Raw genomic sequence first — 15,832 nt, forward strand, 5'->3', positions numbered from 1 at the left:
CCTCACAACGACAACACCCCGCTATACAACCCATACGCCGCCAGGCTCGCCCCGGCGATCACGCAGGCGAAAATGCCTTTTTCCAGGAGGGTAAACAAGGGCTGACCCTGCTCGCGCTTGGCCAGGGCAAACAAAATCACCCCCGGTGCATACAGCAGCGCTGACAGGAGCAAGTACTTCAAGCCTCCGGCGTACAGCAGCCACACCGCGTAGGCCAGGGCAATCAGGCTTACCAGCAAGTCCTTCATGCGCGCGCCATGGGCGCCCGCGTAGGTTTCGCCGCGCCCGCTCAACAGCACCGCATAAGCCGCCGACCACAGGTAGGGCACCAGAATCATCGACGACGCCAGGTAGATCAGGGTGGTGTAGGTGCTTGCAGAAAACAGGGTGATCACCAGGAACAGCTGGATCATCACATTGGTCAGCCACAGCGCATTGACCGGCACCTGATTGACGTTTTCCTTTTTCAGGAACGCCGGCATGGTCTTGCCATGGGCAGTGGCGTAAAGGATTTCGGCGCAGAGCAAGGCCCACGACAGCAGCGCACCCAGCAGCGAAACCGCCAGCCCGATGCTGATCAACAGCGCGCCCCAGGGCCCGACGATATGCTCCAGCACCCCGGCCAGGGACGGGTTTTGCAGGTTGGCCAGTTCCGGTTGGGTCATGATCCCGAGGGACAGCAGGTTGACCAACACCAGCAGCGCCAGCACACCCAGGAAACCGATCACCGTGGCCCGGCCCACGTCCGAACGTTTTTCGGCCCGCGCCGAGTAGACGCTGGCGCCCTCGATGCCGATAAACACAAACACCGTGACCAGCATCATGTGGCGTACCTGGTCCACCACGCCGCCCAAATTCGGGTTGTTCAGGCCCCAAATGTCGCGGGTAAAGATGTCGGCCTTGAACGCTACGCCAGCGATCACGATAAACATCACCAGCGGCACGATCTTGGCCACGGTGGTGATCTGGTTGATGAACGCCGCCTCCTTGATCCCGCGCATCACCAAAAAATGCACCGCCCACAGCAACACCGACGCGCACCCGATCGCCACCGGGGTATTGCCCTGGCCGAACACCGGAAAGAAGTAGCCGAGGGTGCTGAACAGCAACACGAAGTAACCGACGTTGCCCATCCAGGCGCTGATCCAGTAACCCCAGGCCGACGAGAAACCCATGTAGTCGCCAAACCCGGCCTTGGCGTAGGCGTATACCCCGGAATCCAGTTCAGGCTTACGGTTGGCCAACGTCTGGAACACGAAGGCCAGGGTCAGCATGCCCACGGCCGTAATGCCCCAGCCGATCAACACCGCGCCCACTTCAGCCCGCGCCGCCATGTTCTGCGGCAACGAGAAAATCCCGCCGCCGATCATCGAGCCCACCACCAGGGCGATCAAGGCATTGAGGCGCAGCTTTTCCGTGGGTTGGGACATGGACACTCCTGAACAAAACAACAATCGAGCCAACAACTGTGCACTCAACTAATTTATTAAACCGATGTAGCGTTTATTAGATATAGCTAATAAAGCCGCAAGCTTCATAACTTAAAGGCATGACAATAAACAGCGATAAGGCAAATTTATAATTTAAATAACATGGCGCTGGAAAAGTTTGCATATCTGGAAATACGGGCTAGCTTCAAAGGTCCATGCCGATGAGAAATCCTGTTATTTGAAACGCAGAAACGCTCTACAACGGGCCTCTGCGGGGCACTTCAACGCCCGCCCCTTTCATCATAAGTCATTCATTCACAATGGAATGTGCCAATGAAGTGATCTGAGTCAGCTGTTTGATTAGCGCACGGATTTATTCTGTGGTCTCTCTTCTCCTGCATTGGAGTCATGCGATGTCTGAATCTCCCGGAAAACTTCGGCTTGGCGCACTGGTTGCACTTGTCGTGGGCTCAATGATTGGTGGCGGGATCTTCTCACTGCCGCAAAACATGGCGGCCAGCGCCGATGTGGGTGCCGTGCTGATCGGTTGGGTGATCACCGCCGTCGGCATGCTGACCCTGGCCTTCGTGTTCCAGACCCTGGCCAACCGCAAGCCCAACCTGGACGGCGGGGTGTATGCCTACGCCAAGGCCGGGTTTGGCGACTACATGGGTTTCTCGTCGGCCTGGGGTTACTGGATCAGTGCCTGGTTGGGCAACGTTGGCTACTTCGTGCTGCTGTTCAGCACCCTCGGTTACTTCTTTCCGATCTTCGGCGAAGGCAACACCCCGGCGGCGGTGATCGGCGCGTCGGTGCTGCTGTGGGCCGTGCACTTTCTGGTACTGCGCGGGATCAAGGAAGCCGCGTTCATCAACCTGGTGACCACTGTCGCCAAGGTGGTGCCGCTGGTGCTGTTCGTGTTGATCGCGCTCTTCGCGTTCAAGCTGGACATCTTCACTGCGGACATCTGGGGCGTGAAAAACCCGGACCTGGGCAGCGTGATGAACCAGGTGCGCAACATGATGCTGGTCACCGTCTGGGTGTTCATCGGCATCGAAGGCGCGAGCATCTTCTCGTCCCGCGCCGAAAAACGCTCCGACGTCGGCAAGGCCACCGTGATTGGCTTTATCACTGTGCTGCTGTTCCTGATGCTGGTGAACGTGCTGTCCCTGGGGATCATGACCCAACCGGAACTGGCCAAGCTGCAGAACCCCTCGATGGCCGCGGTGCTGGAGCATGTGGTGGGGCATTGGGGCGCGGTGCTGATCAGCGTCGGCTTGATCATTTCGTTGCTGGGGGCGCTGCTGTCGTGGGTGTTGCTGTGCGCGGAGATCATGTTCGCCGCCGCCAAGGACCACACCATGCCGGAGTTCCTGCGCAAGGAAAACGCCAACCACGTGCCCGTCAATGCCCTGTGGCTGACTAACGCCATGGTCCAGGTTTTCCTGGTGATCACCCTGTTCTCGGCCAGCACTTACCTGTCGCTGATCTACCTCGCCACCTCGATGATCCTGGTGCCTTACCTGTGGTCGGCGGCGTATGCGCTGCTGCTGGCGGTGCGCGGTGAGACCTACGAAGGCGCCTCGGGCGAACGCCGCAAAGACCTGCTGATCGGCGCGATCGCGCTGATCTACGCGGTCTGGCTGCTGTACGCCGGCGGCACCAAGTACCTGCTGTTGTCCGCCCTGCTTTATGCCCCCGGCGCGATCCTGTTCGCCAAGGCCAAGCATGAACTGGGCAAACCGATCTTCACCAACGTCGAGAAACTGATTTTCGCCGCCGTGGTCATTGGCGCCCTGGTGGCGGCCTATGGGCTCTACGACGGTTTTCTGACCCTGTAATTATTGTTCACTGGAGGATCTGTAATGACCACGGAAAAAGTGAAGTACGGCGTACATTCCGAAGCCGGCAAACTGCGCAAAGTCATGGTGTGCTCCCCCGGTTTGGCCCACCAGCGGCTGACCCCCAACAACTGCGATGAACTGCTGTTCGATGACGTGCTGTGGGTGGCCCAGGCCAAGCGCGACCATTTCGACTTCGTGACCAAGATGCGCGAGCGCGACATTGATGTGCTGGAAATGCACAACCTGCTGACCGACATCGTCGCCATCCCCGAAGCCCTGGACTGGATCCTGGAGCGCAAGATCACCGCCAACCAGGTCGGCCTGGGCTTGGTCAATGAAGTCGGCTCGTGGCTGCGCAGCCTGGAGCCGCGCAAGGTCGCCGAGTTCCTGATCGGTGGCGTGTCGGCCGATGACCTGCCGAGCAGTTTCGGTGGCAAGACCATCGAGATGTTCCGCGACTTCCTCGGCCACTCCAGCTTCATTCTGCCGCCGCTGCCCAACACCCAGTTCACCCGCGACACCACCTGCTGGATCTACGGTGGCGTAACGCTGAACCCGATGTACTGGCCGGCGCGACGCCAGGAAACCCTGCTGGCGAGCGCCATCTACAAATTCCACCCCGAGTTCACCAACGCTGACTTCCAGGTGTGGTACGGCGACCCGGATCAGGAACACGGCAACGCCACCCTCGAAGGCGGCGACGTGATGCCCATCGGTAACGGCGTGGTGTTGATCGGCATGGGCGAGCGTTCCTCGCGCCAGGCCATCGGCCAACTCGCGCTCAACCTGTTCAAGCACAAAGCCGTGGAGCGCGTGATCGTCGCCGGTCTGCCGAAATCCCGCGCGGCGATGCACCTCGACACCGTGTTCAGCTTCTGCGACCGCGACCTGGTCACCATCTTCCCGGAAGTGGTGAACCAGATCGTCGCCTTCACCCTGCGCCCGGACGAGACCAAGCCCGGCGGCATCGATATCCAGCGTGAAAAAACCAACTTCCTCGACACCGTCGCCGCGGCCCTGAACCTCAAGGCCCTGCGCGTGGTGGAAACCGGTGGCAACAGCTTCGCCGCCGAACGCGAGCAGTGGGATGACGGCAACAACGTGGTGGCCGTGGAGCCTGGCGTGGTGATCGGCTACGACCGCAACACCTACACCAACACCCTGCTGCGCAAGGCCGGTGTGGAAGTCATCACCATCAGCGCCGGCGAACTCGGCCGGGGCCGTGGCGGCGGCCACTGCATGACCTGCCCGATCATTCGCGACCCCATCGACTATTAATATTTTGGCCTTGGCCGCGGCTTATCCAGCCGTGGCCAAGGGGATAACCGAAACCTAAGGAGATCCACCATGGCTTTTAATATGCGCAACCGCAGCCTGCTGTCGCTGATGCACCACACCACCCGCGAGCTGCACTACCTGCTGGACCTGTCCCGCGACCTCAAGCGCGCCAAATACACCGGCACCGAGCGTCCGCACCTGAAGGGCAAAAACATCGCGCTGATCTTCGAAAAAACCTCGACCCGCACCCGTTGTGCCTTCGAAGTCGCGGCCCACGACCAGGGTGCCCACGTCACCTACATCGACCCGGTGTCGTCGCAGATCGGCCACAAGGAAAGCATGAAAGATACCGCCCGCGTTCTGGGCCGGATGTTCGACGCCATCGAGTACCGTGGCTTTGAACAGGAAATCGTCGAGGAGCTGGCCAAGTTTGCCGGTGTGCCGGTGTTCAACGGCCTGACCGCCGAATTCCACCCCACCCAAATGATCGCCGACACCCTGACCATGCGCGAGCACAGCGACAAGCCGCTGCATGACATCAGCTACGCCTACCTGGGCGATGCCCGTTACAACATGGGCAACTCGCTGCTGATGATCGGCGCCAAGCTGGGCATGGACGTGCGCATCGGCGCGCCGAAAGCCCTGTGGCCCCACGCGGACTTCATCAAGCAGTGCCAGGCCTTCGCTGAAGAAAGCGGCGCGCGCATCACCATCACCGAAGACCCGAAGGAAGCGGTCAAAGGCGTGGACTTCATCCACACCGATATCTGGGTGTCCATGGGCGAGCCGGTGGAAGCGTGGGACGAGCGCATCGAGCAACTGCTGCCGTACCAGGTCAACGCCAAGATGATGAAAGCCTCGGGCAACCCACGGGTGAAATTCATGCACTGCCTGCCGGCATTCCATAACAGCGAGACCAAGGTCGGCAAGGACATCGCCGCACGGTATCCGAACCTGGCCAATGGCGTGGAAGTCACCGAAGAGGTGTTTGAGTCACCGGCCAACATTGCCTTTGAGCAGGCGGAAAACCGCATGCACACCATCAAGGCGATCCTGGTGTCGGCGTTGGCGGATATCTAAACCCTGCTGCGATCTCACTGTAGGAGCGAGCTTGCTCGCGAAAAACTCAAGGGCACCGCGTTCACTCAGGATGGGCGCGTTATCGTTGACCTCCTTCGCGAGCAAGCTCGCTCCTACAAAGGATTGCGAGCTCTAGAAGGATTGCATTATGCGTATCGTCGTAGCCCTGGGCGGCAACGCCCTTCTGCGTCGTGGTGAACCCATGACCGCAGACAATCAACGGGCCAATATCCGCATCGCCACCGAACAGATCGCCAAGATCCACAGCGGCAACGAGCTGGTGATTGCCCACGGCAATGGCCCGCAAGTGGGCCTGCTGTCGCTGCAGGCCGCCGCCTACACCCAGGTTTCACCCTACCCGCTGGATGTGCTGGGGGCCGAAACCGAAGGCATGATCGGCTACATCATCGAACAGGAACTGGGCAACCTGCTGGACTTCGAAGTGCCGTTCGCGACCCTGCTGACCCAGGTCGAAGTGGACGCCAAGGACCCGGCCTTCCAGAACCCGACCAAGCCCATCGGCCCGGTGTATTCCAAAGCCGAAGCGGAAAAACTCGCCGCCGAAAAAGGCTGGGCGATTGCCCCCGATGGCGACAAATACCGCCGCGTGGTCGCCAGCCCACGGCCAAAGCGGATCTTTGAAATCCGCCCGATCCAGTGGCTGCTGGAAAAAGGCAGCATCGTGATCTGCGCCGGCGGCGGCGGGATTCCGACAATGTATGACGAGCACGGCAAGCTCAAGGGCATTGAAGCCGTGATCGACAAAGACCTCTGTTCCTCCCTGCTGGCCGGGCAACTGAATGCCGATTTGCTGGTGATTGCCACCGACGTCAACGCGGCATTTATCGACTTCGGCAAACCCACCCAGAAAGCCATCGGCCAGGCCCACCCGGACGAAATGGATAAGCTCGGCTTCGCCGCAGGCTCCATGGGGCCCAAGGTTCAGGCGGCGTGCGAGTTCGCCCGCCAGACTGGCAAAACCGCAGTGATCGGTTCACTCTCGGACATCGAAGCGATCGTCCAGGGCAGCGCCGGCACCCGTATCAGCACCGCGAAACCTGGCATCACCTACCTGTGAAGTAGAGGAGAAACGCCTATGGCTACCTTTGAACCTGGTCACCTGCACATCGAACGCCACGCGCTGAACAAGGATGACTACAGCTACAACCTGTGCCTCGACTACGAAGTCAGCCAGGACCCAAAGGAAGGCAAGGGCATGCTGTTCAAGATGCACGGTTCGGTACAGGGCAAGGAGCTCAAGGAAGAGTTTTTCCTGCCCAAGGACCAGTCGTTCGACTTTGCCCGGCACGCCATGAACATCGCGCAGAAATACGGCATGCCGAAGATCGCCGTGCTCAATGGCCAGATGCACAAGCAGTACGATTTGATGTTTGAGGATGTACGGCATCAGCTGGATGTGAAACCAGGGGATCCGATCAAACCCGAGCACCTGGAATAACCCGATTTCATTAACACCGGCGATCCCCTGTGGGAGCTGGCTTGCCTGCGATAACGGACTGACACTCAATATTTTCAGTGACTGATCCACCGCTATCGCAGGCAAGCCAGCTCCCACATTTTTGATCTCCACCACCTGTCAGGCATACTTGCCACCTCTCGCCCGCCAGAACCGCTAACCGCCCCATGCGTATCCACGTCAGCTTCATCGACCGCGTCGGCATCACCCAGGAAGTCCTGGCCTTGCTCGGTGGGCGCAATCTCAACCTGGATGCGGTGGAAATGGTGCCACCCAACGTCTACATCGACGCCCCGACCCTGAGCGCCAAGGTGCTGGACGAGCTGCGGGACGCGCTGTTCAGCGTGCGCGGCGTGCAAGCCGTGACCGTGGTCGACATCCTCCCCGGCCAGCGCCAGCACCTGCAACTCGACGCCCTGCTGGCCGCCATGACCGACCCGGTATTGGCCCTCGACAGCGCCGGCAAGATCCTGCTGGCCAACCCGGCCTTGATCGCGCTGTATGGCCGCGAGCCCGCCGGCGAAAGCATCAGCGAACTGTTCGATGACCCCACGCTGCTGGTCACCTTGCTCGAACACGGCTTTCGCCTGGCCCTGCGGGAAATCAACGTCAACGGCCAGACCCTGCTGCTGGACGCCACGCCGATCACCGACGCCGGCGCCCTGCTGACCCTGTACCAACCCAACCGCATCGGCGAACAACTGTCGGCGCTGCACCACGACCATGCCGAAGGGTTCGATGCGCTGCTGGGCGAGTCCCCGGCGATCCGTACCCTCAAGGCGCGGGCGCAACGGGTGGCGGCGCTGGACGCACCGTTGTTGATCCAGGGCGAGACCGGCACCGGCAAGGAACTGGTGGCCCGCGCCTGTCACGCCATCAGCGCGCGCCACAGTGCGCCGTTCCTGGCCCTGAACTGCGCGGCGCTGCCGGAAAACCTGGCCGAGAGCGAGCTGTTCGGCTACGCCCCCGGCGCCTTTACCGGCGCCCAGCGCGGCGGCAAGCCGGGGCTGATGGAACTGGCGAACCAGGGCACGGTGTTCCTCGACGAGATCGGCGAGATGTCGCCGTACTTGCAGGCCAAGCTGCTGCGTTTTCTCAACGACGGCAGCTTCCGTCGGGTGGGCGGCGACCGTGAGGTGAAGGTCAATGTGCGGATCCTCAGCGCCACCCACCGCGACCTGGAAAAGATGGTCAGCGAAGGCACCTTCCGCGAAGACCTGTTCTACCGCCTCAACGTGCTCAACGTCGAAGTGCCGCCCCTGCGCGAGCGCGGCCAGGACATCCTGCTGCTGGCGCGCTATTTCATGCAGCAGGCCTGTGCGCAGATCCAGCGCCCGGTCTGCCGCCTGGCGCCAGGCACCTACCCGGCACTGCTGGGCAACCGCTGGCCGGGCAACGTGCGGCAGTTGCAGAACGTGATCTTCCGCGCCGCCGCCATCTGCGAAAGCAGCCTGGTGGACATTGGCGACCTGGACATTGCCGGCACCTCGGTGGCGCGCCAGAGCGACGGTGAAGTCGACAGCCTGGAGCAGGCGGTGGAAGACTTCGAGCGCACCTTGCTGGAAAAGCTGTACGCCAGCTACCCATCCACGCGCCAACTGGCGAGCCGCCTGCAAACCTCCCACACCGCCATCGCCCACCGGCTGCGCAAATACGGCATTCCCAACAAGCCCTGAGATCGCCTCCCCCCCTGTAGGAGCGAGCTTGCTCGCGAAAAACTCAAGCACACCGCATTCATCCAGGTTTCCCGCGTGATCGTTAGCGACCTTCGCGAGCAAGCTCGCTCCTACAGAGGAGGCATTGCAGTTAAAAGCGACCTCCATCTGTACTGAAAGCGCTACAGTGGAATGATATCGATACACACCCCTTCAGCCGTCGCCATGCAAGGCTTTGATCCTCATAGGCTTTTTTTCGCGCTTCAAGCTGTAGCGATATCGCTACAGCCACTGTTCGAACCTCGCCAATCAAAATCAATAACCTATTGTTTTATAACAATAAATAAACATTGGCCGCGATTTTGCTAAGTAACTCCCCATTATTCCAATCCCGTCCACCAGACGAATCTGGCCCTGAGGAGTTTCCATGAGCGAGTTGCGCTTTACTGAAGATCACGAATGGCTGCGCGCCGAAGCCGACGGCAGCGTGACTGTGGGCATTACCGCTTTCGCGCAGAACGCGCTGGGTGATGTGGTTTTCGTGCAACTGCCGGAGCTGCAGTCCTACGACAAAGGGGCAGAAGCCTCCACCGTTGAATCAGTCAAAGCCGCCAGCGGCGTGTACATGCCGCTGGACGGCGAAGTCCTCGAAGTAAACGACAAGCTGGACGGCAGCCCCGAGCTGGTCAACGAAGACCCGATGGGCGAAGGCTGGTTCTTCCGCTTTAAACCGGCTGATGCCGACGCAGTAGCTAAGCTGTTGGATCAGGATGCGTATGATCGCCTGATCAAAGCCAACGCTGAAGCCTGAGGAGCGCGCCATGACTAATCTGACCACCGCCAACGAATTCATCGCCCGCCACATCGGCCCGCGCCAGGACGACGAGCAACACATGCTCGCCACCCTGGGCTTTGATTCCCTGGAAGCCCTGAGCGCCAGCGTGATCCCCGAAAGCATCAAGGGCACCGCCGTGCTGGGCCTGAGCGATGGCCTGAGCGAAGCCGATGCACTGGCTACGATCAAGGCCATTGCCGCCAAGAACGAGCTGTTCAAGACCTACATCGGCCAGGGCTACTACAACTGCCATACGCCGTCGCCGATCCTGCGCAACCTCCTGGAAAACCCGGCCTGGTACACCGCTTACACGCCTTACCAGCCTGAGATTTCCCAAGGCCGCCTGGAGTCGCTGCTGAACTTCCAGACGCTGATCAGCGACCTCACCGGCCTGCCGATCGCCAACGCATCCTTGCTGGACGAAGCCACCGCCGCCGCCGAAGCCATGACCTTCTGCAAACGCCTGAGCAAGAACAAAAGCAGCAACGCGTTCTTTGCCTCGGCCCACAGCCACCCGCAAACCCTCGACGTGCTGCGCACCCGTGCCGAGCCCCTGGGCATCGACGTGGTCGTGGGCGACGAGCGTGAACTGACCGACGTCAGCGCCTTCTTCGGCGCCCTGCTGCAATACCCGGCCAGCAACGGTGACGTGTTCGACTACCGTGAACTGACCGAGCGCTTCCACGCCGCCAACGCCCTGGTGGCCGTGGCCGCCGACCTGCTGGCCCTGACCCTGCTGACCCCGCCGGGCGAATTCGGGGCTGACGTGGCCATCGGCAGCGCACAACGCTTTGGCGTACCGCTGGGCTTCGGTGGCCCGCACGCGGCGTACTTCTCCACCAAGGATGCGTTCAAGCGCGACATGCCCGGCCGTCTGGTCGGCGTGTCCGTCGACCGTTTCGGCAAGCCGGCCCTGCGCCTGGCCATGCAGACCCGCGAGCAACATATCCGCCGCGAGAAAGCCACCAGCAACATCTGCACCGCCCAGGTATTGCTCGCCAACATCGCCAGCATGTACGCCGTGTACCACGGCCCTCAAGGCCTGACCCAGATCGCCAACCGCATTCATCACCTGACCGCGATCTTCGCCAAAGGCTTGAGCACATTGGGCCTGGCAGTTGAACAAGCCCACTTCTTCGACACCCTGACCATCAAGACCGGCGCGCACACCGCCGCCCTGCACGATCAGGCCCGCGCCCAGCGCATCAACCTGCGTGTAGTGGATGGCGAGCGTCTTGGCCTGTCGGTGGACGAAACCACCTCCCAAGCCGACATTGAAACCCTGTGGAGCGTGTTTGCCGGTGGCAAAGCCCTGCCGGACTTCGCCGCCCTCGCCGCCAGCGTTGAAAGCACCCTGCCGGCCGCGCTGCTGCGTCAGTCGCCGATCCTCAGCCACCCGGTGTTCAACCGTTATCACTCCGAAACCGAGCTGATGCGCTACCTGCGCAAACTGGCCGACAAGGACCTGGCCCTGGATCGCACCATGATCCCGCTGGGCTCCTGCACCATGAAGCTCAACGCCGCCAGCGAAATGATCCCGGTGACCTGGGCTGAATTCGGAGCCCTGCACCCGTTCGCGCCCGCCTCGCAAAGCGCCGGCTACCAGCAACTGACCACCGAACTGGAAGCCATGCTCTGCGCGGCCACCGGTTACGACGCGATTTCCCTGCAACCGAACGCCGGTTCCCAGGGCGAATACGCCGGCCTGTTGGCGATTCGCGCCTATCACCAGAGCCGTGGCGAAGAGCGCCGCGACATCTGCCTGATCCCCTCGTCGGCCCACGGCACCAACCCGGCCACGGCCAACATGGCCGGCATGCGTGTTGTGGTCACCGCGTGCGATGCCCGCGGTAACGTCGACATCGAAGACCTGCGTGCCAAGGCTATCGAGCACCGCGAGCACCTCGCGGCGCTGATGATCACCTACCCGTCGACCCACGGCGTGTTCGAAGAAGGCATCCGCGAAATCTGCGGGATCATTCACGACAACGGCGGCCAGGTGTACATCGACGGCGCCAACATGAACGCGATGGTCGGCCTGTGCGCCCCGGGCAAGTTCGGCGGCGACGTGTCCCACCTGAACCTGCACAAGACCTTCTGCATTCCCCACGGCGGTGGCGGCCCGGGCGTTGGCCCGATTGGCGTCAAATCCCACCTCACGCCGTTCCTGCCGGGCCATGCGGCCATGGAACGCAAGGAAGGCGCGGTCTGCGCCGCACCGTTCGGCAGCGCGAGCATTCTGCCGATCACCTGGATGTACATCAGCATGATGGGCGGCGCGGGCCTCAAGCGCGCTTCGCAGTTGGCGATCCTGAATGCCAACTACATTTCCCGCCGCCTGGAAGAGCACTACCCGGTGCTGTACACCGGCAGCAACGGCCTGGTGGCCCACGAATGCATCCTCGACCTGCGCCCGTTGAAAGACAGCAGCGGCATCAGCGTGGATGACGTGGCCAAGCGCCTGATCGACTTCGGCTTCCACGCGCCGACCATGTCGTTCCCGGTGGCCGGCACCTTGATGATCGAGCCGACCGAAAGCGAATCCCGGGAAGAACTGGACCGCTTCTGCGACGCCATGATCGCCATCCGCGAAGAAATCCGCGCGGTGGAGAACGGCACGCTGGACAAGGACGACAACCCGCTGAAAAACGCACCCCACACCGCAGCGGAACTGGTGGGCGAATGGAGCCACCCGTACAGCCGTGAACAAGCGGTGTACCCGGTGGCGTCGCTGATCGAAGCCAAGTACTGGCCGCCGGTTGGCCGGGTCGACAACGTGTTTGGTGATCGCAACCTCGTGTGCGCGTGCCCGTCGATCGAAAGCTACGCGTAACCTGAGGATATAACTCGGTCAGTGTGGGAGCTGGCTTTTGTGGGAGCTGGCTTGCCTGCGATGCAAGCACCTCGGTCTATCCGGTAGACCCGGGTGATGCTATCGCAGGCAAGCCAGCTCCCACACAAGCCCGGCTCCCACATTTGGACCGAGTACATCCGATCAATAATAAGAAACCGGAGAACAACCATGTCTTTAAGCGTGTTCGACCTGTTCAAGATTGGCATCGGCCCTTCAAGCTCTCACACCGTCGGCCCGATGCGCGCCGCCGCCCGATTCGTCGAAGGCCTCAAGCGCGACAACCTGCTGGGCGCCACCGCCTGCGTCAAGGTGGAACTCTATGGCTCCCTCGGCGCCACCGGCAAAGGCCACGGCAGCGACAAGGCTGTATTACTGGGCCTGGAAGGCGAACACCCGGACACCGTGAACACTGAAACCGTCGCCGCCCGCCTGTTGGAAATTCGCGGCAACGCACGCTTGAACCTGCTCGGCGAACACAGCATTGCGTTCAACGAGAAAGAACACCTGGCGATGATTCGCAAACCCCTGCCCTATCATCCCAACGGCATGATTTTCCGTGCCTTCGATGCCGCCGGCCTGCAGATCCGCAGCCGCGAGTACTACTCGGTGGGCGGCGGGTTTGTGGTGGATGAAGACGCCGCCGGCCACGACCGGATTGTCGAAGACGCCACACCCCTGACCTTCCCGTTCAAGAGCGCCAAGGACTTGCTCGGCCATTGCGCCACCTATGGGCTGTCCATCAGCCAGGTGATGCTGACCAACGAAAGCGCCTGGCGCCCGGAAGCGGAAACCCGCGCCGGCCTGCTGAAGATCTGGCAGGTGATGCAGGATTGCGTGGACGCAGGCTGTCGCAACGAAGGCATTTTGCCGGGCGGGTTGAAGGTCAAGCGCCGCGCGGCCGCGCTGCATCGGCAGCTGTGCAAAAACCCGGAATCAGCGCTGCGTGACCCGTTGTCGGTACTGGACTGGGTCAACCTGTACGCCCTGGCGGTCAACGAAGAAAACGCCAATGGCGGGCGCGTAGTCACCGCGCCCACCAACGGTGCGGCCGGGATTGTGCCGGCGGTGTTGCACTACTACATGCGCTTTATCCCGGGCGCCAGCGAAGACGGCGTGGTGCGTTTCCTGCTCACCGCCGCCGCCATCGGCATTTTGTACAAGGAAAACGCCTCGATCTCCGGCGCCGAAGTCGGCTGCCAGGGAGAAGTCGGCGTGGCCTGTTCCATGGCCGCCGGCGCCCTGTGTGAAGTGTTGGGCGGTACGGTTTCCCAGGTGGAGAACGCCGCCGAGATCGGCATGGAACACAACCTCGGCCTGACCTGCGACCCCATCGGCGGGCTGGTGCAGGTGCCCTGCATCGAGCGCAACGCCATGGGTTCGGTCAAGGCCATCAATGCGGTGCGCATGGCCCTGCGCGGTGACGGGCAACATTTCGTGTCCCTCGACAAGGTCATCCGCACCATGCGCCAGACCGGCGCCGACATGAAAAGCAAATACAAGGAAACCGCCCGTGGCGGTTTGGCGGTCAACATTATCGAGTGCTGACGCCCACCAGCGCGTCCGCACGTTTTTCAGGAGCTGAATATGTCCACCGAAACCCTGTTGAAAACCCCGTTGCACGCCCTGCACATCGAGCTGGGCGCACGCATGGTGCCCTTTGCCGGCTACGACATGCCGGTGCAATACCCGCTGGGCGTGATGAAGGAACACCTGCACACCCGTGAACAGGCCGGGTTGTTCGATGTGTCGCACATGGGCCAGATCCGCCTGACCGGCGCGGGTGCCGCCAAGGCCCTGGAAAGCCTGGTGCCTGTAGACATCATCGACCTGCCGGTGGGCATGCAGCGCTACGCGATGTTCACCAACAAACAAGGCGGCATCCTGGATGACCTGATGGTGGCCAACCTGGGTAACGACGAACTGTTCCTGGTGGTGAACGCTGCCTGCAAGGACCAGGACCTGGCCCACCTGCGTCAGCACATTGGTGACCAGTGCACCATCGAGCCGCTGTTCGAGGAACGCGCCCTGCTGGCCCTGCAAGGCCCGGCCGCCGTCAGCGTACTGGCGCGCCTGGCGCCGGAGGTCAAGCACATGACCTTCATGCAATTCGCGCCGACCCGCCTGCTGGGCGTGGACTGCTACGTCAGCCGCTCGGGCTACACCGGCGAAGACGGGTTCGAAATCTCGGTACCGGCCGCCAGTGCCGAAGCCCTGGCCCGCAGCCTGCTGGCCGAAACCGAAGTGCAGGCCATCGGCCTGGGCGCCCGCGACTCCCTGCGCCTGGAAGCTGGCCTGTGCCTCTACGGTCATGACATGAACACCGAGACCACTCCGATTGAAGCCAGCCTGTTGTGGGCGATCTCCAAGGCCCGTCGTGCTGATGGCGCGCGTGCCGGTGGCTTCCCGGGCGCCGACGCGATCTTTACCCAGCAACAAACCGGAGTGAGCCGCAAACGTGTGGGCCTGTTGCCGCAAGAGCGCACACCGGTACGTGAAGGCGCAGAAATCGTCGACGAGCACGGCACCGTGATCGGCAGCGTCTGCAGCGGCGGTTTTGGCCCGAGCCTTGGTGGCCCATTGGCCATGGGTTACCTGGACAGCGCATTCATCGCACTGGACACCGAAGTGTCTGCGTTGGTACGTGGGAAAAAGGTGCCGCTTCGTGTAAGTAAAATGCCATTCGTGCCACAACGTTACTACCGTGGTTGATTGACTGTTCCTATAAGTAACGCGGTTGCGTTAACGTGCACTAATCTGTAACGCAACCGCCACATTAAAGTGCACTGTCGATAGTCAATGTTATGTTCAGTCACCTATAACAAGTGACCAACTCTATCGAATAAACGGGATCCACATTGTTGACCGAAGTGTCACAAAGCCGAGTAAACGCTGGGCTTTTCCCGGGGCTTGTTTTTTCTGTCTTAGTTGGCGTAGAGTTTGCCCACTGTGTTTGCATGGGTCGCTTGGAACCTGGACCTGGGCAGTAGCCAAAGTTTGCTACAACCCGTTCGACGTCTCTTACTTTCCTGCAACCCAGCCCAGTACTCTTTCATGTGAAAGGGGCTGTCATTAATTTTTTGCGTCAAGGAAATAAGAAAATGGCTGATCGTCAGAGCGGTACCGTCAAGTGGTTTAACGACGAAAAAGGGTTTGGTTTTATCACTCCAGAAAGCGGTCCGGATCTGTTCGTCCACTTCCGCGCTATTCAGGGCAACGGCTTCAAAAGCCTGAAAGAAGGCCAGAAAGTGACCTTCATCGCGGTGCAAGGCCAAAAAGGCATGCAAGCCGACGAGGTACAAGCAGAGGGTTGATCTCTTCTGCGACAAAAAGCCCCTGATATGACATCAGGGGCTTTTTTATGGTTCTTCACGGAATCCCG

Annotated in this window: 12 protein-coding genes; 11 read left to right on the forward strand and 1 reads right to left on the reverse strand. The window is 61.2% G+C overall.

Translation table 11 applies throughout. The features are described from left to right. Positions 1 to 2: 2 nt before the first annotated feature. Complete coding sequence (gene arcD / locus HX855_RS27340) at positions 3 to 1,430, reverse strand: arginine-ornithine antiporter (protein ID WP_177090277.1); 1,428 nt, start codon at positions 1,428 to 1,430, stop codon at positions 3 to 5. Positions 1,431 to 1,843: 413 nt separating this feature from the next. Between arcD (HX855_RS27340) and arcD (HX855_RS27345) the strand changes: the two genes are divergently transcribed. The 11 genes from arcD (HX855_RS27345) (at position 1,844) to HX855_RS27395 (ending at position 15,764) form a co-directional block, all read left to right on the forward strand. Continuing rightward, complete coding sequence (gene arcD, locus HX855_RS27345) at positions 1,844 to 3,271, forward strand: arginine-ornithine antiporter (protein WP_177090279.1); 1,428 nt, start codon at positions 1,844 to 1,846, stop codon at positions 3,269 to 3,271. 24 nt (positions 3,272 to 3,295) lie between these two features. Continuing rightward, positions 3,296 to 4,552 carry an arginine deiminase gene (gene arcA / locus HX855_RS27350; protein ID WP_010169900.1) on the forward strand — a complete coding sequence of 419 codons (1,257 nt, stop codon included), beginning with the start codon at positions 3,296 to 3,298 and terminating at the stop codon, positions 4,550 to 4,552. A 69-nt stretch (positions 4,553 to 4,621) separates the two neighbouring features. Beyond that, positions 4,622 to 5,632 (forward strand): ornithine carbamoyltransferase, encoded by a 1,011-nt coding sequence (locus HX855_RS27355; RefSeq protein WP_003220053.1) that lies wholly within the window; start codon positions 4,622 to 4,624, stop codon positions 5,630 to 5,632. 148 nt (positions 5,633 to 5,780) lie between these two features. Beyond that, positions 5,781 to 6,710, forward strand: a complete 930-nt coding sequence (gene arcC / locus HX855_RS27360) for a carbamate kinase (RefSeq protein WP_177090281.1) — start codon at positions 5,781 to 5,783, stop codon at positions 6,708 to 6,710. Positions 6,711 to 6,728: 18 nt separating this feature from the next. Next, positions 6,729 to 7,091: a DUF5064 family protein gene (locus HX855_RS27365; protein WP_177090283.1), complete on the forward strand. Its 363-nt coding sequence runs from the start codon at positions 6,729 to 6,731 to the stop codon at positions 7,089 to 7,091. 185 nt (positions 7,092 to 7,276) lie between these two features. Continuing rightward, a complete protein-coding gene (locus HX855_RS27370) occupies positions 7,277 to 8,785 on the forward strand; it encodes a sigma-54-dependent transcriptional regulator (RefSeq protein ID WP_177090285.1) in 1,509 nt (502 codons plus the stop codon). A gap of 406 nt (positions 8,786 to 9,191) precedes the next feature. Next, positions 9,192 to 9,575: a glycine cleavage system protein GcvH gene (gene gcvH / locus HX855_RS27375; RefSeq protein ID WP_003220049.1), complete on the forward strand. Its 384-nt coding sequence runs from the start codon at positions 9,192 to 9,194 to the stop codon at positions 9,573 to 9,575. Between the two features lie 10 nt (positions 9,576 to 9,585). Beyond that, complete coding sequence (gene gcvP / locus HX855_RS27380; protein ID WP_177090287.1) at positions 9,586 to 12,432, forward strand: aminomethyl-transferring glycine dehydrogenase; 2,847 nt, start codon at positions 9,586 to 9,588, stop codon at positions 12,430 to 12,432. A 189-nt stretch (positions 12,433 to 12,621) separates the two neighbouring features. Further along, a complete protein-coding gene (locus HX855_RS27385; protein ID WP_177090289.1) occupies positions 12,622 to 13,998 on the forward strand; it encodes an L-serine ammonia-lyase in 1,377 nt (458 codons plus the stop codon). 39 nt (positions 13,999 to 14,037) lie between these two features. After that, complete coding sequence (gene gcvT, locus HX855_RS27390; RefSeq protein ID WP_177090291.1) at positions 14,038 to 15,162, forward strand: glycine cleavage system aminomethyltransferase GcvT; 1,125 nt, start codon at positions 14,038 to 14,040, stop codon at positions 15,160 to 15,162. A gap of 389 nt (positions 15,163 to 15,551) precedes the next feature. Further along, positions 15,552 to 15,764, forward strand: a complete 213-nt coding sequence (locus HX855_RS27395) for a cold-shock protein (RefSeq protein ID WP_003220045.1) — start codon at positions 15,552 to 15,554, stop codon at positions 15,762 to 15,764. Positions 15,765 to 15,832: the final 68 nt, after the last annotated feature.

Origin of the sequence: Pseudomonas sp. IPO3778 (assembly GCF_013386825.1) — a bacterium.
GTDB lineage: Bacteria > Pseudomonadota > Gammaproteobacteria > Pseudomonadales > Pseudomonadaceae > Aquipseudomonas.

Coding starts and splice junctions, on each gene's coding strand:
- arcD (WP_177090277.1), bottom strand. CDS start 1,430: ATGTCCCAACCCACGGAAAAGCTGCGCCTCAATGCCTTGATCGCCCTG.
- arcD (WP_177090279.1), top strand. CDS start 1,844: ATGTCTGAATCTCCCGGAAAACTTCGGCTTGGCGCACTGGTTGCACTT.
- arcA (WP_010169900.1), top strand. CDS start 3,296: ATGACCACGGAAAAAGTGAAGTACGGCGTACATTCCGAAGCCGGCAAA.
- HX855_RS27355 (WP_003220053.1), top strand. CDS start 4,622: ATGGCTTTTAATATGCGCAACCGCAGCCTGCTGTCGCTGATGCACCAC.
- arcC (WP_177090281.1), top strand. CDS start 5,781: ATGCGTATCGTCGTAGCCCTGGGCGGCAACGCCCTTCTGCGTCGTGGT.
- HX855_RS27365 (WP_177090283.1), top strand. CDS start 6,729: ATGGCTACCTTTGAACCTGGTCACCTGCACATCGAACGCCACGCGCTG.
- HX855_RS27370 (WP_177090285.1), top strand. CDS start 7,277: ATGCGTATCCACGTCAGCTTCATCGACCGCGTCGGCATCACCCAGGAA.
- gcvH (WP_003220049.1), top strand. CDS start 9,192: ATGAGCGAGTTGCGCTTTACTGAAGATCACGAATGGCTGCGCGCCGAA.
- gcvP (WP_177090287.1), top strand. CDS start 9,586: ATGACTAATCTGACCACCGCCAACGAATTCATCGCCCGCCACATCGGC.
- HX855_RS27385 (WP_177090289.1), top strand. CDS start 12,622: ATGTCTTTAAGCGTGTTCGACCTGTTCAAGATTGGCATCGGCCCTTCA.
- gcvT (WP_177090291.1), top strand. CDS start 14,038: ATGTCCACCGAAACCCTGTTGAAAACCCCGTTGCACGCCCTGCACATC.
- HX855_RS27395 (WP_003220045.1), top strand. CDS start 15,552: ATGGCTGATCGTCAGAGCGGTACCGTCAAGTGGTTTAACGACGAAAAA.